At 45.0% G+C, this 18,862-nt stretch carries 15 protein-coding genes; 13 read left to right on the forward strand and 2 right to left on the reverse strand.

The annotated features are described in order from the left end of the window. Window positions 1–2 precede the first annotated feature (2 nt). From DQQ10_RS14170 to hemL, 9 genes are all read left to right on the forward strand, one after another. Window positions 3–2,924 carry a PD-(D/E)XK nuclease family protein gene (locus tag DQQ10_RS14170; protein WP_112747525.1) on the forward strand — a complete coding sequence of 974 codons (2,922 nt, stop codon included), beginning with the start codon at window positions 3–5 and terminating at the stop codon, window positions 2,922–2,924. An 83-nt stretch (window positions 2,925–3,007) separates the two neighbouring features. Continuing rightward, window positions 3,008–3,478: a glutathione peroxidase gene (locus DQQ10_RS14175; RefSeq protein ID WP_317047943.1), complete on the forward strand. Its 471-nt coding sequence runs from the start codon at window positions 3,008–3,010 to the stop codon at window positions 3,476–3,478. Next, entirely contained in the window at window positions 3,465–4,028 is a 564-nt protein-coding gene (locus tag DQQ10_RS14180; protein WP_112747527.1) for a glutathione peroxidase, read from the forward strand. The genes DQQ10_RS14175 and DQQ10_RS14180 overlap by 14 nt, the downstream gene beginning before the upstream one ends. Next, window positions 4,025–4,933, forward strand: coding sequence for a 1,4-dihydroxy-2-naphthoate polyprenyltransferase (locus DQQ10_RS14185; protein ID WP_112747528.1), 909 nt, complete (start codon window positions 4,025–4,027; stop codon window positions 4,931–4,933). Before DQQ10_RS14180 ends, DQQ10_RS14185 begins: the two co-directional genes overlap by 4 nt. A 146-nt stretch (window positions 4,934–5,079) precedes the next feature. Then, the gene (locus DQQ10_RS14190; protein WP_112747529.1) at window positions 5,080–5,688 is read left to right on the forward strand and encodes a DUF4136 domain-containing protein; all 609 of its coding nucleotides are present in this window, start codon (window positions 5,080–5,082) and stop codon (window positions 5,686–5,688) included. Further along, window positions 5,688–6,284, forward strand: a complete 597-nt coding sequence (locus DQQ10_RS14195; protein WP_112747530.1) for an outer membrane beta-barrel protein — start codon at window positions 5,688–5,690, stop codon at window positions 6,282–6,284. Before DQQ10_RS14190 ends, DQQ10_RS14195 begins: the two co-directional genes overlap by 1 nt. A gap of 117 nt (window positions 6,285–6,401) precedes the next feature. Then, the gene (guaA, locus tag DQQ10_RS14200) at window positions 6,402–7,931 is read left to right on the forward strand and encodes a glutamine-hydrolyzing GMP synthase (RefSeq protein ID WP_112747531.1); all 1,530 of its coding nucleotides are present in this window, start codon (window positions 6,402–6,404) and stop codon (window positions 7,929–7,931) included. A gap of 130 nt (window positions 7,932–8,061) precedes the next feature. After that, on the forward strand, window positions 8,062–9,828 hold the full coding sequence (locus DQQ10_RS14205; RefSeq protein WP_112747532.1) for an ABC transporter substrate-binding protein: 1,767 nt from the start codon (window positions 8,062–8,064) through the stop codon (window positions 9,826–9,828). Between the two features lie 20 nt (window positions 9,829–9,848). After that, window positions 9,849–11,144, forward strand: a complete 1,296-nt coding sequence (gene hemL, locus DQQ10_RS14210; protein ID WP_112747533.1) for a glutamate-1-semialdehyde 2,1-aminomutase — start codon at window positions 9,849–9,851, stop codon at window positions 11,142–11,144. A 35-nt stretch (window positions 11,145–11,179) separates the two neighbouring features. Here hemL and DQQ10_RS14215 read toward each other — a convergent pair whose 3' ends face one another. Continuing rightward, entirely contained in the window at window positions 11,180–12,004 is an 825-nt protein-coding gene (locus tag DQQ10_RS14215) for a transporter (RefSeq protein ID WP_165823931.1), read from the reverse strand. 197 nt (window positions 12,005–12,201) lie between these two features. Here DQQ10_RS14215 and DQQ10_RS14220 point away from each other — a divergent pair, with 197 nt between their 5' ends. From DQQ10_RS14220 to hutI, 3 genes are all read left to right on the forward strand, one after another. Beyond that, a complete protein-coding gene (locus DQQ10_RS14220) occupies window positions 12,202–14,679 on the forward strand; it encodes a GAF domain-containing protein (protein WP_112747535.1) in 2,478 nt (825 codons plus the stop codon). A gap of 109 nt (window positions 14,680–14,788) precedes the next feature. Further along, window positions 14,789–15,868 carry a hypothetical protein gene (locus DQQ10_RS14225; RefSeq protein ID WP_133259652.1) on the forward strand — a complete coding sequence of 360 codons (1,080 nt, stop codon included), beginning with the start codon at window positions 14,789–14,791 and terminating at the stop codon, window positions 15,866–15,868. A gap of 15 nt (window positions 15,869–15,883) precedes the next feature. Further along, window positions 15,884–17,116 carry an imidazolonepropionase gene (gene hutI / locus DQQ10_RS14230; RefSeq protein ID WP_245970417.1) on the forward strand — a complete coding sequence of 411 codons (1,233 nt, stop codon included), beginning with the start codon at window positions 15,884–15,886 and terminating at the stop codon, window positions 17,114–17,116. Between the two features lie 12 nt (window positions 17,117–17,128). On the opposite strand, the gene DQQ10_RS14235 is transcribed toward hutI, so the two are convergent. Further along, window positions 17,129–18,013: a hypothetical protein gene (locus tag DQQ10_RS14235; RefSeq protein WP_112747537.1), complete on the reverse strand. Its 885-nt coding sequence runs from the start codon at window positions 18,011–18,013 to the stop codon at window positions 17,129–17,131. 224 nt (window positions 18,014–18,237) lie between these two features. On the opposite strand from DQQ10_RS14235, the gene DQQ10_RS14240 reads away from it, so the two are divergent. Beyond that, the gene (locus DQQ10_RS14240) at window positions 18,238–18,603 is read left to right on the forward strand and encodes a T9SS type A sorting domain-containing protein (RefSeq protein ID WP_112747538.1); all 366 of its coding nucleotides are present in this window, start codon (window positions 18,238–18,240) and stop codon (window positions 18,601–18,603) included. The last annotated feature ends 259 nt before the right edge of the window (window positions 18,604–18,862 follow it).

The raw sequence follows: 18,862 nt of genomic DNA on the forward strand, positions 1-18,862 counted from the left end.
CAATGAAGGCATTTCTGGAAGAATTAGCAGAAAGCATTTACGCAAAACATCGGCACGCGCTTGATGGAATTACGTTGGTTTTTCCAAACCGCCGCGCCATACTTTATTTTAGAAAATACCTCAGTGAAAAACTCGATCGCCCAGTTTTTAGCCCTAAGTTTTTAACCATCGAAGATTTTATTGGCGGTTATTCTGCTTGGCAAGTTCCTGATAAGTTGGAATTGATTCACAGGCTACACAAAGTCTATGCGACCATCACCACAGCCGACCAAGTACGGGAATCGTTCGACCAATTTTATTTTTGGGGAGAAATGCTTCTTCGTGATTTCGAAGAAGTGGATAAGTATATGGTCGATGCGCGATTTTTGTTTAAAGACTTGTCGCATCAAAAGGAAATAGATTCTACGTTCGACTTTCTTACGCCGGAGCAAATTGAATTTCTGAAAAGTTTTTGGCTGAATTTTGATGAAAAGGATTCCGCGAATAAGGCAAAGTTCTTAACACTTTGGCGCAAGCTTCCGGAAGTTTATGATGCATTCAAACAAGAGCTGGCATCCGCAAACTATGCCTACGATGGAATGGTTCATCGCGCGGTGGCAGAACGATTCAAGTCAGGGGAATTGAAAATAGCGGCCACGGCTACACCGACGATTTATTTTGCAGGCTTCAATGCATTAACCAAAGCCGAAGAAGTTATTATTAGCTCCCTTGTTGAAGCCGGCGTTGCACACGTACACTGGGATTTAGACGCTTACTATTTTAACAACAACACGCAGGTTGCAGGCAGATACTTTCGCGAGTACGAGCAGCACAAAGTTCTCAAGCGAACTTTTGATACCGATATCCCAGCGAATTTTTTGAACCACATGCGTGGCGATCATGCTACCAGTAACGTAAAGCTTTTTGGCGCGTCACAGTCGGTTGGGCAAGCTAAAGCGGCTGCCGAGATCGTTAAGGATATTCTTGCCAAAGGTGCCGTTCCCGAAGATACAGTCATTGTTCTACCGGATGAAAAATTGCTGATGCCAGTGCTGCACAGCGTAACAGGGACCGTAGAAAAGTTGAATGTTACCATGGGATTTCCATTGGCGTCAACGCCACTGTTCAACTTGATTGAACTGCTAATCGAATTGCAGTTAATAAAGAAGGGGAATGAATTTAATCACCGTGCGGTAACAGCATTGTTGGGGCATCCCTATGTTGTGGCAGCCGACCCCGCCGGGGCCCGTTCGAAAGTGAAGGAGATCGTTCATAAAAGTTGGGTCAGCATTCCGTCAAGTTTTTTGATCACCACCACGCCGTTACATCAGTTGATGTTTGTGCCGGTGAACGAAGTCGCGGGCAAAGGTATTGTGAAGCCGCTGGTTCATTACCTTCGTGAGATTATCGTCGCACTGGGCAATCTGAAATTTCTCACCGACATTGATCGTGAGTATTGTTTGCACTTTCTGAAACTGATTAGCCGCATTGAGGAAGTGATCGGAGAAAGTGAATCTCACCAAGAGGTTACGGCAAAATCAGAGCGGCAGAGTCTGAAGTCATTCTTACGATTATTCAGACAATTGATTCGTGCCGAGAAAATTCCATTTACGGGTGAGCCGTTACGTGGATTGCAAATCATGGGGGTACTCGAAACACGTAATCTCGATTTCAAGAATGTGTTGATCTTGTCGCTGAATGAAGGCGCATTTCCTTCCTTTGCGAGTAAAGGTTCTTACATTCCACACAACATACGCAGCGCCTACGGGTTGCCAACACCGGATCATCAAGATGCGATGTATGCTTACCTTTTTTATCGAGTCTTACAGCGGGCACAAAATGTACATCTTTTTTATACGACCGAAACGGATGATTTGGGTGAAGGAGAAATGAGTCGCTACCTCCAGCAAGTGCTTTACGAATCGGGTGTTAAGAGTGAACGCAGCATTCTGCACAATGCATTGCAGCCCAAGCCATCGGAAGCGATTACGGTGGTGAAAGATCAACGCGTATTTCAATCATTGTCTCGATTTATTGCAGGGAGTACGGCGTCAGACGGATTGTCGCCAACGGCTATGAACGATTACATCGAATGTCGCTTGCGTTTCTATTTCAAGTATGTAGCTGGCATACGCGAGGCACGTGAGGTTGAAGACGATCTCGATGCGCGCATGCTCGGAAATTTTTTACATGGTGTGATGGAGAAATTCTATCAAGACCTTATCGATCAGAAGAAAAACGCCCTCATTGAGAAGGAGGATATTCATCATCCCGAAAAAACTATTGAGGCGTTGATTGATCATGTTTTTAAGAAAACCTATCACCTCGATCCGGAAGCTGCGGTTGAATATGAGGGCCAACGCGTTGTCGTAAGGGAAGTAGTGAAACGATTCGCACACGAGATTCTGAAAAAAGATGAGGCGTATGCACCGTTCGAGTTACTTGGTGTGGAAAGTAAAAAAGATACGTACGCTATTCGACTTGACCTCGAGGGAAATCCGGAAGTGCTAATCAGCGGATCGATCGATCGAACGGATCGGAAGGATAATGTTATACGCGTGATCGATTATAAAACTGGTAAAGATGACATCAGTTTCTTCGGCGATGTGCGCGACTTGATGAACCGAGACGTGGATCGTAATAAGGCAGCGTTTCAAACAATGGTTTATGCGCTGTTGTTCTACAAAAATTCAAAGAAACTGACCGAGGCCGTTAAGATCGTTCCAGGTTTAATGAACCGTGTCAATCTATTTGATGACAGCTTTACGTTTGGCTTGAAAAAGGATCGTGTTCTTGTCGACGATGCGACGCCAATGTTAGCTGAATTTGAAGACGGTTTGAAAGCCTTGCTCCAGGAAATGTTCGACCCTGCCGTACCGTTCGACCAAACTTTGGATGACAAGAAGTGCAAATTGTGTCCATATCGGGAAATTTGTAGCCGCTAGTCGAACAATATTTCAAGTCAATTGGTTAAAGCCTTAGTTTTGTCAAAAATCAACTTATGAAACTGTTAAGCTTAACCCTCATTATGGCTGTACTGTCAATCAATTCTATTTACGATTTTAAAATCAATTCCATTGACGGAAAGTCTGTGGATTTTGCAAAATACAAAGGCAAGAATTTGCTGATTGTAAACGTTGCGTCTAAATGTGGCTATACACCACAATACGGCGATCTCGAAAAACTACATGAACTCCACGGCGATAAGGTTACAATCTTGGGATTCCCGGCCAACAACTTTGGTGCGCAGGAGCCAGGAAGCAATCTTCAAATCGCTGAGTTCTGTCAAAAGAATTATGGGGTGTCTTTTCAGATGTTTGAAAAGGTATCTGTAAAGGGCGACGACCAACACGAACTGTACAAATGGTTGCAAGAAAAGACAGGGCAAGAGCCGTCTTGGAATTTTTGCAAGTACCTTGTGAAGGCAGATGGCACGGTAACGTTCTTCCCGTCAAAGGTTAGCCCGCTCGATCCACAAATTGTTGATGCGATCAATTAAAGTATTCACAGGCGTTATTTTTATCATGGGCATTGTTGCTTACATCTCCAGGATATTTACTCCCGATAAAACACCATCGGCCGCGCAAGGTTCTATTTACGATTTCAAGATGAAGGCGCTCGATGGAACGGAAATAGATTTTTCAAAATACAAGGGTAAGTCGATGTTGATCGTCAATACGGCATCCAAGTGCGGGTTCACTTATCAATATGAGGAACTTGAGAAAATTCACGATCAATACGGCGACAAAGTAACAGTACTCGGCTTTCCTGCGAATAACTTTCTATGGCAGGAACCCGGATCAAATCAAGACATCGCCGAGTTTTGTCAGATCAACTATGGCGTCACTTTTCAAATGTTTGAAAAAATTTCGGTGAAAGGAAGAGATCAGCATCCGCTCTTTGAATGGCTCGCGACAAAAACGGGTAAAACGCCAAGTTGGAATTTCTGTAAGTATTTGGTCGATAAAAGTGGTAACGTTGTGACGTTTTATCCCTCGAAAGTAAAGCCGATGGATGACGAGATCTTACAAAAAATTATAGCGCAATGACGAATTCCAAAGTTTGGCTTCAGGCTTTCCGCCTCCGAACGCTACCGCTTGCTCTTTCATGCATCGCCATGGGAGGCTTTCTAGCAGCTTCGAATGGCGCCTTTCGTTGGGATATCTTTTTGTTGTGTGTAACCACGACGATCTTCTTGCAAATCCTTTCAAACCTCGCCAACGACTATGGAGATTCTATCCATGGTGCCGATAGCGATTCTCGTAAAGGACCTTCTCGTGCTGTTCAAAGTGGAGCAATCAGCGCGCAGCAAATGAAGGCCGCCGTGTTTTTGTTTGTCGTGCTCTGTCTTGCCAGTGGCATTGCATTGTTGCTCGTATCATTCGGGCTGAACTGGAATAGCATTCTCTTTTTTCTAGCGCTTGGCTTAGTAAGTATTGGCGCGGCTGTCGCATACACGGTAGGAAAGAGACCGTACGGATACATCGGGTTGGGCGATCTTTCTGTATTGATATTTTTTGGGTTGGTAGGTGTTTTGGGATCGTACTACCTCTTCGCGAAGCAGCTCAGTTGGACACATGTACTCCCTGCACTCAGCTGCGGCTTTTTTTCAATGGGCGTACTTAACATTAACAATATCCGAGACATAGCGTCCGATAGACAAGCTGGTAAGTACTCTATACCCGTTAGGATAGGTCGTGATGCCGCTGTTCGGTATCATTGGTTTTTACTCATTGCTGGTCAACTTGCTGCGCTCTCATTCTCAATTCTTGAATATACCTCGCCATGGCAGTTTTTATTTCTGTTATCGGCACCGCTTTTTATAAAAAATGGTAGGGCTGTTGCATCGAGACCATCTGAAGAATTAGACCCGTATCTCAAACAAATGGCCATCTCAACATTAATGTTTGTCGTGCTGTTTGGTGTAGGCCTAATTTTAGCCAGAACGTTTTAAACCTATGGCCGCCTTTGTGTGTCTATAATTTAAATCTAGAGGATCGCGTTGCTGCTGTTAATGGACGTCGCATGGCGTATACTTTTAACACTCCCTAGGACGTTCCTATTTGATTACACCGAAAGCGTCAATGTAACTACAACCGAATGTTTAAAAAGATATTTATCCTGTTTCCTGCTGTCGTATTTGTACTCGGTTCTTGTCAAAACGAGCCAGATGACATTAAGCTGTATGATGAACTGGTGGTTTCAACGCAATACGACAATGATGCCGATTTCAGTGCATATCAAAGTTATGCGATCGCTACCGATACAATAGGCTACGTCTCTGGCAATCCAAAGGACACAATTCGTGTGTACAAAGGCGATTTCCCATACCCACGGTTAGTGATCAATGCCGTGAAGTCAGCGATCGGTACAAACCTCGAACAAAAAAATATCGATCAAGATCCTGACGTTGGGATTAACATTTATGTTGTTTCGGAGTTGAACCTCTATCAGCAAGTAGTGTATCCAACCTATGGATATTACGGAGGATATTCAGGATACTATTACCCTTACACGCTCACCTATGCCCAAAATACTGCAACGCTCGTAGTGGAAATGGTCGACTTGAAAAATAGAGATGCGCAAAATAGAGTGCGGGTCGTGTGGAGCGCCTACATGGGCGATGTCATCAGTTCGGTCGACTATGAAAAACAATCAGTGGACGCTATCGCACAAGCTTTTAAACAATCTTCTTACCTCTTTAAGTGATGAAAAAGATCTTCATTATTGCATTGCTGGCGATGGGTGTCTCCGCGAAAGCGCAACGTAGTTATATATATGTAGGATTGGATGTGAGCAAACCAAGCGCTCCTGATTTTGTAACATCAACCAGTTCAAGTGGCGTGAAGTTGGGATATCGGTATGCAATCAACGAGAAATTCTCCGTCGGTTTGGATTTCAACCGAAATACCTATGACCATTATGAGCCTACCGCGACATATGAAACAACCTCTGGGCATATGACTACCGACTACTTCGCGTATATCTATTCTTTCGGCATCGCTGCTAGTGGACAATATCATTTTAAACTCAACAATGATCGCTTCTCTCCTTATGCGGGTCTTGGCTTGGGGGCGGTTCACAATGAGTACGCGCTTTATTACAACATCTACACCGAAGGTGATGAGCAGTGGGGTTTCTTGGCACGTCCGGAAGTAGGCATCACCGCGCGAATGGGACGCTCTGTCGGCGCATTTCTATCGTTTACGTACGACTACACCACCAACAAAAGCGAGTACTTTGAGCTCGACGGCTTTAGAACCGCTGGCTTTCAGTTAGGGCTCCTGTTGATGAACCGTCGATAACATCGTTTTCCTTTTTTGAAGGTATCCGGGTGACCGGAAGCTTTGGTTTCTATAATTTTTTTCGATGGGTTTCCGCAACCCCATCATTAGCCAACAGCTTTCTTATATTTGCACCCTATGCCACAACAGATACTTATCCTTGATTTTGGATCCCAGTACACCCAACTTATTGCCCGTCGGGTCCGCGAGCTGAATGTTTATTGCGAAATTCATCCTTTTAATAAGATTCCAGCGCTTAGTGCTGATATTAAGGGCGTTATCCTTTCAGGAAGCCCCTGCTCGGTAAGAGATCAAGGTTCCCCCGATGTCGATCTTTCGCTTTTTGAAGACAAGATCCCCGTGCTCGGTGTGTGCTACGGAGCCCAACTCATTGCACACAAAAAAGGTGGTACGGTAATGGCCTCAACCAGCCGTGAATATGGTCGTGCGAAACTCACTAAAGTCGACCATCATAACGAACTACTCAAAGAAATTTCTCTCGACACCCAAGTATGGATGTCACATGCTGATACTATCAAAGCCGTTCCGGATAGCTTTGAAATCATTTCATCTACACCTTCTGTTGACGTTGCAGCTTACCGTGTAAAAGGAAAACAAGTTTACGGTATTCAGTTCCACCCAGAAGTTACGCACACGCTTCAAGGAAAGGAACTACTCAGAAACTTTGTCGTCCATATCTGCGGATGCGCACAGGATTGGACTGCCGATCAGTTTGTCGAAAGTACAGTCGCAAACCTAAAGCAGAAGCTGGGTAACGACAAAGTTGTCATGGCCCTTTCGGGTGGCGTTGATTCAACCGTGGCCGCTATTCTTGTTCATAAAGCGATCGGAAAAAATCTTCATTGCATCTTCGTCGACAACGGACTCCTGCGTAAAAATGAATTCGAGCAAGTATTGGATTCATACAAACACATGGGCTTGAACATTAAAGGTGTCGATGCAAAGGACAAATTCTACACAGCGCTCAACGGGCACACCGATCCGGAAGTAAAACGCAAAGCGATCGGTAAAACTTTTATCGATGTGTTCGATGAAGAATCTCATTTGCTTACCGATGTAAAATGGCTTGGGCAAGGTACCATCTACCCCGACGTAATCGAGTCGGTATCGGTGATGGGGCCGTCCGTAACCATTAAGTCTCACCATAATGTGGGTGGATTGCCTGCGAAAATGAAACTTAAGGTAGTAGAACCGTTAAATACACTCTTCAAAGACGAAGTGCGCGTTGTCGGAAAAACACTCGGAATCGATCCGCTGATCTTAGGCCGTCATCCTTTTCCAGGCCCAGGTCTTGGCATCCGTATTTTAGGTGATATCACGGCCGAAAAGGTTAGAATTCTTCAAGAGGTCGATAGCATCTTCATCAGTAGTTTACGCAACGCCGGATTATACGACAAGGTTTGGCAAGCTGGCGCGATTTTGCTGCCCGTACAATCTGTAGGGGTAATGGGCGATGAAAGAACTTACGAGCAGGTGGTAAGTCTCCGTGCAGTGACGAGTACAGATGGTATGACTGCGGATTGGGCACACCTCCCTTACGAGTTTCTAGCCAATGTTTCCAGCGATATCATTAACAAGGTAAAGGGCGTGAACCGCGTCGTTTATGACATCAGCTCTAAACCACCTGCAACCATCGAGTGGGAGTAAACCTAAAGGCCCTAAAACTCTTGTTGCGCGACCGGCTCGGCGATTAATCGAATATTGCTGGTGCCATGGCATTAGTTTTAGCTTATTGTTTGTATACCCAATAGGATTGTAGTTTTAGATTTCAATTTTCATGGAGAAAATGATCTTATTATGCCACGCATCTGCATTGCGATGCGTCCGTTTCATCATCGTTCTGTTAGCGCTCGTGCTCACCTGTGAAACAGCCACAGCGCAGGTTGTTGATTACAACAAACAGTACTTCGCAGGAAAGCAGTTCTTTCGTGAAGGCAAGTACAACCTGGCAATGGAAACATTCAAACCGTTGTTGATCTATGACCAACGTAATCAGTTTTCGGCATATGCAGGATTCTACTACGCCTTGTCAGCCTACAACCAAAAATATCCGGCGGTAGCAAAAGATATGTTCAACCAAGTCAAGTCGCAACATCCAACGTGGGACAAGATCAACGAAGTGAATTTTTGGCTGGGTAAAATTCATCTTGAAGGAAAAGATTACTTCCAAGGATTAAAATCGCTCGAAGCGATCCGCGACAAAGATATGGAAAAAGATATCATGGCACTGAAAGAAAAAACACTGAGTGCCGTGGGTGATGCTGAAACTTTGAAGCGCCTGCACGAAGCGTATCCAAAAGATGAAGCCATCGCGAAAAGTTTAGCAGCAATCCTCTCGAAGGATCTGGCCAACCTCCAAAGCAAAGCGCAATTAGAATCGCTGATCCGTCAATTCAACCTTGATAAGGCAACCTATATCCCGGAAGCACCAAAGACTTTTTTTAAAGATACTTACAGCGTTGCCGTGATGTTACCTTTTATGGTTAATACGCTCGATCCATCACCCCGTCGGAAACCCAATCAAATTGTACTCGATCTTTATGAAGGTATGCGATTGGCCGCCGATACACTCGCGAAACAAGGCGTGAAAATTAGCCTTCGTGCGTATGATACAGAGCGAAGCCCTGAGAAAATAAAAACGATCTTAACGACTGATGAACTCAAAAGTGCAGACTTGCTCGTCGGTCCGTTCTTTCAAGAAGAAAATAAACTCATTCAAGATTTTTCGCAAGCCAACCAAATCAATGTATTTAACCCACTATCGAACAACAGTGAGATCAACGGCTTGAATCCCTATGGTTATTTGTATCAACCTTCTAATGAAACGATCGGAAAACGTACCGGTGAATTCTTGGCGAACTATAAGCTAAAGAAGAGAAATTGCATCGTCTATTATGGCACCACTAAACGTGACTCGATCATGGCGGCGAACTTCGTTCAGTCGGCAACAGCAAAAGGTTTAAAAATTATTTCGTCTAATAAAGTCACCAAAGAAGGCGTGTCGAAAATTATGACTACGCTAGCGTCTCCAACAGAGTTTGATGAATTTAAATACCCTAAGCAGTTCACACTAAAGAAAGATAGCTTGGGAAGTATTTTTGTCGCGTCCGATGATGCGTTGATTTATGCGAAGGTATTAAGTGGTGTAGAAACACGGGGCGACTCTGTCGTTGTTGTGGGTTCTGAAAATTGGTTAGATCAACCTGCTGTCGATATCGAGAAATTTCAAACTCTCGGCGTCATTCTCACCTCGCCAAATGCGGCCATCGAAACCAATCGCTATTATCAAGCTTTCTTTAAGAAGTTTGTTAAGACACATGGCAAGTTGCCCAATACCTATGTGCGCATCGGGTATGAGTTTATGTTGTTTGCTGGATACCAATTCAGAGATGGCGGTGTTTACTTCCAGGACAACCTCAATAAAAAATCTTTCTTCCCTGGCTCGTTGGTTCAAGGATATAATTTTCAACTGAGTCGTGATAACCAATATCTTTCCTTTGTGAATTTTAAGCGCGGAAAGATCGCGTACGTTGTCAAACACTAATAATTGTCTACTCACTGATCATGGCAGATACTACGAAGAGCAAGTCCCTTTTTGAAAAGGCAAAACAATTTATTCCCGGTGGTGTAAACTCTCCGGTACGAGCATTTCGTGCAGTAGGAGGAAACCCCATTTTCATGCAAAAGGCGAAAGGCGCTTTCTTGTATGATGAAGATGGCAATGAATATGTAGACTTGATCAATTCGTGGGGCCCCATGATTCTTGGGCATGCGCATCCCATCGTGGAAGAAGCAGTGAAGTCCGCTTTGTCAGGGTCGCCATCGTTTGGAGCACCTACAGCGCGTGAAGTTGAAATGGCGGAACTGATCTGTTCAATCTTGCCATCGGTAGAACGTGTCCGCATGGTCAACTCAGGAACAGAAGCAACCATGTCTGCTATTCGTGTAGCGCGTGGTTTTACCGGCCGAGATAAAATCATCAAGATGGAAGGCTGCTACCATGGCCATGGCGATTCATTTTTAATTGCTGCAGGAAGCGGTGCCCTTACTTTCGGAACACCCGATAGCCCTGGCGTCACAAAAGGAACCGCGCAAGATACGTTGATCGCACCTTTCAATAACTTGAAAGCCATCGAACACATCATCGATCAAAATAAAAATCAAATCGCGGCAATCATTCTCGAACCGGTCGTCGGGAACATGGGAACTGTTCTTCCGCAACCGGGTTATCTCGAAGGACTACGCAAAATTTGCGACAAGCATGGCGTCGTGCTCATCTTCGATGAAGTAATGACTGGATTCAGACTTGCTCTCGGTGGTGCGCAGCAACGCTACAACGTTCGCCCCGACATGACAACGATGGGTAAAATTATCGGTGGTGGCTTACCAGTGGGTGCTTATGGCGGCAAAAAAGAGATTATGGATCACGTGTCGCCTGTAGGACCTGTTTACCAAGCGGGAACACTCTCAGGAAATCCCCTGGCCATGGCGGCAGGTCTTGCAATGTTGAAATATTTGAAAGCAAATCCTGCTGTGTACACCAATATCGACAAACAAACTACAACGTTGGTTGATGGACTTAACGGGCAGATTAAAAAGGCAGGATTGAATTATTCAATCAATGCAGTTGGGTCAATGTTCACTTTGTTTTTCAACGATCAGCATGTCATTGATTTCGACACGGCAAAAACTTCCGATACACAAACCTTCGCGAAGTATTTTCAAGCGATGTTGGCGCAAGGAATCTACATGGCACCGTCACAATACGAGGCAATGTTCATTTCAAATTCAGTTGACGACGCCATCGTAAATCGTATTTTGGAAAGTAGCGAAAAAGCTTTTGCTCAGCTGAAGGTCTAGCGTTCAATTACGTTTCTTTTCTTACATCTCGGCTTTTAAATTCTAAAAGAGAACCCGAGATACACACGCGTCGGTGTTCCTTCGGTTAACCCCGTATTCGTGGCTAAGTCGATTTTTACATTTGGGCTAACATTGTAGATGAGGCCGCCATTCGCGGAGATATATTCTTCACCTTCGAAGAACGTGGCCATCCCCTCTACATAAAAATCAAAATCACCAACGAGAGGACCACCCATTACGATAGTTTGGAAGTAGCTCATGTTGTAGGTGTCTTCTCCATCGTCACTCCCCGGAATGAAATCAAATTGGGCCTGCGCGCCGAAGTCTAATTTCTCGCTGATGCCATAAGAAAAAGGAATTCCGAGTCCAAACGTCGCGTCTCCGAAACGCGATAATGCAATATAGGGAATCATGCCAAGCGCGGTCTTCGATCCGCCATCATTACCCCAGAAATTATGTTTGAGTCGGATCGTGGTGGTCGTTGCATATTCTTCTGACCCATCGATGGATTTACCGTCAGGTGTTTGATAGGTATTATAAAAATCTACACCCACGTGAATATCCCACGAAGAGGACAGTCCCATTTTGTAGAGGCCGTTTAAAAAGGTGAGTGTTCTAAAGCCGTCGCCGCGATCATCAAGTGTATATTTTACGATGTCAGCTTCCACCTGAAAATGTCCCGCATCGACGGTGATGGGCGACTCTGTAACGTCCGGGCGGTCGATACTGAAATCACGCATGTTCTCCCGCGGGGTCGGGTTGAACAGGTGATACCCTTTCTGGCTCGGTGTTTCCTGCGCCGTTACGGAAGAGCCGATCATTATAAAAAATAGGGTTAGCAGGGCGAGAAGTGGTCGCATGAGGAAGTGTTTTGCCATTCAATATCCAAATTATTTTCCGTTGCGCCGATACATTACATGCAGTTTCTAGAAATGCTTGAAGTTTCTATCTTAACCGCCACGAATCGAAATGGTTGTAATACCTTTTCTTTCAAGGCTAATATTGTTAACTTTTGACCAATGCCATTGTGTTAATGGTTTAAATCTGTCATTCACGCATGAGAAACCGCGCGCTCAAGTACACCCTCATTTTTGCTTTAGTTGGTTCCATTTTGTCTCTGCTCATCGCCTATGTAGAACGCGACACGGTGCGGACATACGACGCCAATCTCCCTTATATCCGGTTGGGGGAGAGCGTCAAGAACAGCACAACCGAAGCGCACTTATGGTTAGAGGAAATTTTGGGGGGCGAAGCACAAAGGGAATTTAATCGCGATGTGTTGGGCAAGCTAAACTACTCACGCAGCATCTTACAGAGCGCCTACGATGGCGAGAAAACAAACATCGGAACATTCGCCAAAATCACTGACGAAGAAACTAAAGCAACACTCAAAGAGGCCATTGTTGGCGTCGATAATTTAATTGAAGCAGCGCAGGAACGCTATAAAATGCACGAGCAGTCTGCAAGCGCCGATAGCGCATCGGCAGCATCCGCGAAAGCGGCAGAAATGGATTTGGATGATGGTTTCGATAAAAGTTACTCGGCTTTTCAAAAAGTCATGGACCGCCTCATCGCGCACATCAATGAACAAGTGTCTGAGGATACAAACTTCTTAAATATTCTTTCATGGGTGTCGATAGCCCTCCTTGTCACCGCATTCGCCGTGCTTGGCGTGTTGCTCTATTTCGCGCAGCGTAGCAACGATGAGTTAACGGTTCAGGCTAAAACAAGGTTAGAATCTCAGAGTCGCGCCGTGTCGTCTCTAACAAACTTTATCGAGTCTGTATCGAGTGGAAATTATACTGTCGACATCACGATCGATAACGACGAAAGCAATCTCACGGGAACACTCGTGACGATGCGCGATAAACTTCGCGACAACGCCGACAATGATCGTAAGCGCAACTGGACAACAACCGGGCTCGCGCAGATCGGTGAGATTTTACGTACACCCGCAAAAACAACGGAAGAGCTCCTCGATAATATCATCCGCTTTGTGGTGAAATATACCAATAGCAATCAAGGTGGACTTTTTATTCTGAATGAAGACAACGAGAGCGATCACTTCCTCGAGTTGATGGCGTGTTATGCATTTGAGCGCAAGAAGTATCTCACCAAAAAAGTTGTCATAGGCGAGGGGCTTATCGGTCAATGTTTCTTGGAAGCTGATAAAATGTATCTCGAAGAGGTGCCGCGTGAATATATCACCATAACATCGGGATTGGGCGGCTCGAATCCGAATGCATTGTTGATTGTGCCCTTAAAAGTCAACGATAAAGTGTACGGCGTGTTGGAACTCGCAACGTTTGGAAAATATCACGACTATGAAATCGACTTAGTTGAAAAACTTGCCGAAAGTATCGCGTCGACCATTTCGACGGTAAGGGTTAACGAGAGCACACGCATCTTGCTGGAAAAAACACAACAGCAAGCGGAGGAAATGCGCGCGCAAGAAGAAGAGATGCGTCAAAATATGGAGGAGCTCGAAGCGACTCAGGAAGAGATGCGTCGGAAAGAAAAGCATATTCAAAATATGCTCGACAGCGAAAAAGCGCGCAATGAAATCAGTCAGCGCAATCGCAAGGTGTTGATGGAAATTTCTAAGAATGCCGACATCCAGTCTGGTAATTGGAACAATGCACTCGAAAAGATTACCAGCACAATGAGTCAGCAGCTGAATGTTTCCCGCAGTAGTGTATGGAGTTTAAACCAACTTCGGAATAAGCTTACGTGCGAGAAGTTGTACATGTTGCGCGCGAAATCTTTTGACACCAAGGCCGAGCTCTTAGGAAAAGATGCGCCTGACTTTTTTGAAGCCATTACCCGGGAAGAAGTGCTTGTCGCAAAAGATGCAACGAAACATCCGGCGACGAAAGAACTAGGTGAATCGTACCTCGACATAAATGATATCCAGTCGCTATTGGCTGTGCCGTACTACAGTGAAGGCCGACTCGCCGGAGCAATCATTTGTGAACAACAAAATGAAACGAGAGATTGGACGGAAGAAGACGTGGAATTCTTGAAAGCCATCGCCGACGTCGTTACCGTAACGCACAACGCGTCGAAGATCAATAAGATGCTCGACCAGGTGAATGATGCGCAGGAAACGATGCAAACCATTATCGACAATATACCGCGTGCCGTATTCTGGAAAGATAAAGACCTGAAGTTTCAAGGATGTAACCGCATTTTTGCACAGGTCGCTGGGCTTCGATCAACACGCGACCTGGTCGGTAAAACCGACTTCGAGATGCCTTGGAAGGATCATGCCGATGCATACCGCGCCGATGACCTGGCCGTGATGAAAAGCAGAAAGGCGAGACTCGATCAGGAAGAGAAAAACGTGAATAGCGATGGCAAGGAAAGTTGGGTACTGACCAGTAAAGTACCAGTCACTAACCATCATGGAGATGTGGTCGCTGTGTTGGGGATGTTTGAAGACATCACCGATAGAAAACGTAAGGAAGCCGATGTCGAGGCCAAGCTGAAGGAACTGGATGAGTTGAGAAAGTTGATGGAAAAAGGCAATAAATAGCTATTTTTTAAGGAGGAGTATTACATCACATTGACGACCCTCAGGCAGGGACGATATTTTTTCGCCTGATATTTACTATTTTTACTACTTGTTATTAATTACCCGGATTATGAACCATCGCTTTTTAGTCTCTATGGCTGCGTTTCTGGTGTGCTCCACCAGTCTTTTTGCGCAGGGCGAACGAAAGGATAAAACGGCCGTCACCTATGAAGAAATCTACGACGAGCCTTATTCGGTCAACAAGCTTTTTGTTGGCATTCAGCCCCTCTATGGTGAACTCTTTGTTGCTAACGTAAACGCAGGATTTGGTGCTGAAGCGGCTTATTATCTACGCGATAAGGCCGATTTTCGAGTACATTTCAGAAAAACTTACAGCGAACGTTTTTTTGATTTTTCCAGAGACCTTGCCAGCCATCAGGCCAGCAACGACAACGATATTAACGTGTTCAACTATTTTGAATTCGGCGGAACATACCACGTAAAGGACTTCGAAGAGAGTTCTAAAACCAAAATGTTCCTGTATAAAAAAAGCTACAAAGGCGACAAGTGGGCTGCACGCGTACCATTGTCAGCAGATGTTCCCTGTAAAGTCCGCAAAATCTATGGCATTCGTCTCGGTGCAATTATCTGGGACAGCTCTACCGATTTAAATCGCGCCCTCGATGCACAAGATTTAACTTTTGCTGACCTCAAACCCGAAGATGGCGGCGAGATTATTCCGGATCAAGAAATGGGTCTCAAAGGCAAGATGCAGGATGTGCGACTCTTTACCAATATCAATGCAGCCGGTCTTTATGTAGGTGGCTCTATGGCATGGATTAAAAACGTTGCTGTGAACTTTGATAAGTTTGAAGAAGGTATTGACGATTTGATCTTCACGGCCTATGCCGATATCCTTTATTCGCCAATGATTACAATGGATGATATTTTTTATACGACCAAGAATTCAACAACAGGCGCAAAAACAGAAGCTAGTCACCGCTATGATATCGGTGCTGTAAAAACAAAAAGCTTTGGCTTCCGCCTCGGTATCGACGGACGTTTTAACCGTCAACTCAGTTGGGCTTATGGTGCCGAAGTCGGTTATCGCCCAGCCATCGAAGGCAGAACGTTCTATGCGCTACTTAAAATTGCCTTCCCTGTTTTTGGAACAAACCTCGACTACAAAGTAGAATCCTTCGGAAAATAATATTACCTCTGGCCTGTGGCAGCTCTGTTGATCATCAATATTAAAGCGCTGGTGCAGGTCAGAGAAAAAATCCAGCATCCCGTAAGCGGCGATGCCATGGCCATCCTGCCAACGATCTCCAACGCGTGGCTCTTGATACAAAACGATCGCATCGCCGACTATGGAACGATGGATCAATGTCCTGTTCTTGATGCTGAGGAAACAATTGATGTCTCAGGTGCATTTGTGCTACCAGCATTTGTAGACTCGCACACGCACCTTGTGTTTGCTCAAAGTCGTGAAGAAGAATTCGTGATGAAGATTAAAGGTGCTTCCTATGCCGACATAGCAGCCAAAGGTGGCGGTATTTTGAACTCGGCGCGAAAACTACAAGAACTTACTGAAGACGAACTCTTTCAACGCACGCTACCACGTATTGCCGAGATCATCAAAACCGGTACCGGTACCGTTGAAATTAAAAGCGGCTATGGACTTACGACACGCGATGAATTGAAGATGCTTCGCGTAGCCCGCCGTATCGGTCGCGAAACACCACTCACGGTTCGCACGACATTTCTTGGTGCGCACGCTGTGCCTCAAGGGATTCAAAAAGAAGACTATATTCAGTCTATCCTCGAAGAGATGATTCCTGCCGTAGCAGCCGAGAAACTCGCTGATTATATTGATGTTTTCTGTGAGGACGGATTTTTCACACCGACTGAAACGGAGACGATTATCGAAGCTGGAAAACGATTTGGGATGAAGCCTCGCATTCACGCGAACCAGCTACATCGATCAGGTGGTGTGCAAGTAGGAGTGAAGACGAATGCGCTCAGTGTTGATCATTTAGAAAATGTAGGCGATGAAGAAATTCAGTTATTGAAGAATAGCAACGTGATGCCTACGGCACTTCCTGGCGCCGCATTTTTTCTCGGGCTACCATTTCCGCCGGCGCGACAGATGATAACGGAAGGCCTACCGGTCGCGATCGCTTCTGATTTTAATCCCGGAAGCTCTCCGTCGGGCAATATGCCGCAAATGATTTCACTCGCGTGCATCAAAATGAAGATGACTCCCGAAGAAGCCATCAATGCCACAACCGTGAACACAGCATGGTCGTTGGAATTACAAGATCATGTGGGAAGCATCGGCAAAGGAAAACTTGCTAACCTATTTATCACGCGACCTATTCCATCGCTCGCATACATACCTTATGCTTATGGAAGCAACGTTGTCGATCGTGTTATCCTCAATGGAAGGCTGGTGTAGCCGATCATCATTTCAGAACTTATACAAATCTGATTTTAGTGCGAATTGCTTGGTATCTGAAGATAAAGCTGCAATGTCTGTTGCCGTGAGCCTTGACTTCTCGTAAAGATAATCGACGATAAACTTATGCTTGATGAGTAAGGCAAGTCTGATGACTTTCTTATCTGCGGCACTCGCATTTATCGCCGCGAGTTCTTCGTTCAATTGAATTGTTTTTTCTGGTGTAGTCTTTTGTAAGAATACTTCTGTTTTGTGATGAGGCCCGGCGGAAACCGTTAGCAGGAGGTGTTGCTCCGTTGCAAATAAATCAACTAACGACATGTAGATAGAGTCGTTATCGGTTGTGATCGTTCGCAGTTCGTCGCCGAAGATGGACTGTACCCTAACAATGAAAGGAGGCTGCACTTTTGTTTTCCAATGAAGCAACAAGGAATCGCCAACCATAAATTGAGGTTGATACAAGTTGTGACAAGTCCAACCAAGTGGCGTACCGTGGCTATGAAATGGCTTTGTGTAACGACGTGTTCTGGCCGATGCGACGATGCTTCGTACGTTAAGGATTGCTGCATCGAACGTTTTTACGTCTCCCTCTGATGATAGTAAAGTCGCATAGCTTCCCTTTCCGCTAATTATGATTTTCTTGTTGTGCGCGAATATCTCTTGGCCAATGCTGGCAGCGTCGTCATCGACAGTCACGTTGCCTTTCATGGCAATGATCCGCGCTACGCGAACGCCTTGCGCCTGGAGAACGATAATCGAAGTGAGAAGGAGTAGAAATGAAAGGATAGTGGTCTTCTTCATCGTAGTGATGCCGCAGATTAGGGCTGAATACGTAATCACCTTAAAGATGGAAAAACCGGTCGCTGCCGTCAACTCCACGGATATGTAGGCCGACATCCGGGATTTTTCCGGAGCAAGTTGATTAAATTATATGCTAATTTAATACTCAAAATAGGCTTAAAACGGTTGTTTTAGCCCTGGCAGGCGATTTTAGATGTTTTTATAGCAAAGCTTTAAACCTTTTCGGCCGTTACCACATCTATAGGTATACAACAATTGGCAACCTATAACGCCAACTTTGGTTTAATATTTGACGTTGAAGAAGTATTTGAAACACTAACATGAGATTATTGAGAAATTTTACTGCTGCCGTGATCGCGATCCTCTTGTGCTTCGAACTCTTTGCGCAAGATCGGACGACGCCTCAAGAAACTCAGTCAGAAACTGTTGATCTGGCCAAGAGCGTTCAACTATTTCCAAATCCTGCAATTGAATTTGTGCACATTCGTGTCGATAGATTAAATTCTGCCGATGTGAAATTGACGTTACATAATATTATCGGTAACCAAGTCGCTGTAGAGACCGACATCGTTGATGAGCACGAACTCCGTGTCAAAGTAAAAGACCTCGCGACAGGGTATTACCTCATTGCCGTACGCGATGAAAAACTAAACTTCCGCGGTACATACAAGTTTTTGAAAAGGTGAGTGCTACGAGCACGACCGAACTATAATTGAAAGACCATATAACAGTGGTCTTTTTTGTTTCCACTTATCGCGCTGCGCGTGGGGCTTTACAAATTTACGCCACATTGAATCGATACTAACCATCATGACCATTTCCTTTTTTCTCGTAGCTCGCAGCTCGCAACTCGCAGCTCGAAACTCGCAGCTCGAAACTCGACAGCTTGAAACTTGCAGCTTGAAACTTGCAGCTCGCAACTATTTAAATTTGATCTCTCAACTA

The organism is Pseudochryseolinea flava (assembly GCF_003286915.1).
GTDB classification, from domain to species: Bacteria; Bacteroidota; Bacteroidia; order Cytophagales; family Cyclobacteriaceae; genus Ohtaekwangia; species Ohtaekwangia flava.

What these genes read in the sequence shown, in the direction of transcription:
- DQQ10_RS14170 (WP_112747525.1), top strand. Translation starts at nt 3, where the DNA reads ATGAAGGCATTTCTGGAAGAATTAGCAGAAAGCATTTACGCAAAACAT.
- DQQ10_RS14175 (WP_317047943.1), top strand. Translation starts at nt 3,008, where the DNA reads ATGGCTGTACTGTCAATCAATTCTATTTACGATTTTAAAATCAATTCC.
- DQQ10_RS14180 (WP_112747527.1), top strand. Translation starts at nt 3,465, where the DNA reads ATGCGATCAATTAAAGTATTCACAGGCGTTATTTTTATCATGGGCATT.
- DQQ10_RS14185 (WP_112747528.1), top strand. Translation starts at nt 4,025, where the DNA reads ATGACGAATTCCAAAGTTTGGCTTCAGGCTTTCCGCCTCCGAACGCTA.
- DQQ10_RS14190 (WP_112747529.1), top strand. Translation starts at nt 5,080, where the DNA reads ATGTTTAAAAAGATATTTATCCTGTTTCCTGCTGTCGTATTTGTACTC.
- DQQ10_RS14195 (WP_112747530.1), top strand. Translation starts at nt 5,688, where the DNA reads ATGAAAAAGATCTTCATTATTGCATTGCTGGCGATGGGTGTCTCCGCG.
- guaA (WP_112747531.1), top strand. Translation starts at nt 6,402, where the DNA reads ATGCCACAACAGATACTTATCCTTGATTTTGGATCCCAGTACACCCAA.
- DQQ10_RS14205 (WP_112747532.1), top strand. Translation starts at nt 8,062, where the DNA reads ATGGAGAAAATGATCTTATTATGCCACGCATCTGCATTGCGATGCGTC.
- hemL (WP_112747533.1), top strand. Translation starts at nt 9,849, where the DNA reads ATGGCAGATACTACGAAGAGCAAGTCCCTTTTTGAAAAGGCAAAACAA.
- DQQ10_RS14215 (WP_165823931.1), bottom strand. Translation starts at nt 12,004, where the DNA reads ATGCGACCACTTCTCGCCCTGCTAACCCTATTTTTTATAATGATCGGC.
- DQQ10_RS14220 (WP_112747535.1), top strand. Translation starts at nt 12,202, where the DNA reads ATGAGAAACCGCGCGCTCAAGTACACCCTCATTTTTGCTTTAGTTGGT.
- DQQ10_RS14225 (WP_133259652.1), top strand. Translation starts at nt 14,789, where the DNA reads ATGAACCATCGCTTTTTAGTCTCTATGGCTGCGTTTCTGGTGTGCTCC.
- DQQ10_RS14235 (WP_112747537.1), bottom strand. Translation starts at nt 18,013, where the DNA reads ATGTCGGCCTACATATCCGTGGAGTTGACGGCAGCGACCGGTTTTTCC.
- DQQ10_RS14240 (WP_112747538.1), top strand. Translation starts at nt 18,238, where the DNA reads ATGAGATTATTGAGAAATTTTACTGCTGCCGTGATCGCGATCCTCTTG.